The organism is Paracraurococcus lichenis (genome assembly GCF_030657435.1).
Taxonomy (GTDB): Bacteria; Pseudomonadota; Alphaproteobacteria; order Acetobacterales; family Acetobacteraceae; genus Paracraurococcus; species Paracraurococcus lichenis.
In genome coordinates this window covers 1-431 of sequence record NZ_JAUTWS010000497.1, presented here as the reverse complement: position 1 = coordinate 431, position 431 = coordinate 1, and the positions used below count along the sequence as shown (strand labels likewise).

At 70.5% G+C, this 431-nt stretch carries 1 protein-coding gene; it reads right to left on the bottom strand.

Going from position 1 to position 431, the window contains the following annotated elements; translation table 11 throughout:
• Positions 1-195, bottom strand: a 195-nt coding sequence (locus tag Q7A36_RS40960; RefSeq protein ID WP_305109505.1) for a hypothetical protein, incomplete at its 3' end; no start/stop codon positions are given.
• Between the last annotated feature and the right edge of the window lie 236 nt (positions 196-431).

Sequence of the window (431 nt, the reverse complement as noted above, 5' to 3'; positions counted from 1 at the left end):
CCAGCCACCCCGATGCGACGGGTAGAGCAGCACGACATCATCGCCCTCGCCGGTCAGCCGCAGCCGCGCCAAGGGCTCGCCGGAGCGGCGAGCGAGCAAGCTGTATCCGTTCGCGCGATAGCGCACCAACACACGCCCGCCGCGGGCGAAGGGGCAGGCGCGGATGCGTTTGAGGATGGCGGGATCAGCGGCCATGGCGACCTCTCCTGGGTGCCGCGGTTGCAGGGTGTGGTCCTTCACTGTGGGGAGGTCACGCCGTGTCATCCACCACTGTCCCGCCGATCCTGGCCTCTCTCATTGGGCGCATCGCCCTGGCGGTGCCCGCCCGAGCGCGCACCACCTTCCTCGAACTGCTGCTGGGGGCCGCGGCGACCCGGAGCGGCCATGTCACGGATGCCATCCTCACCAGCGGCGTGTCGCGTTGCTGGACG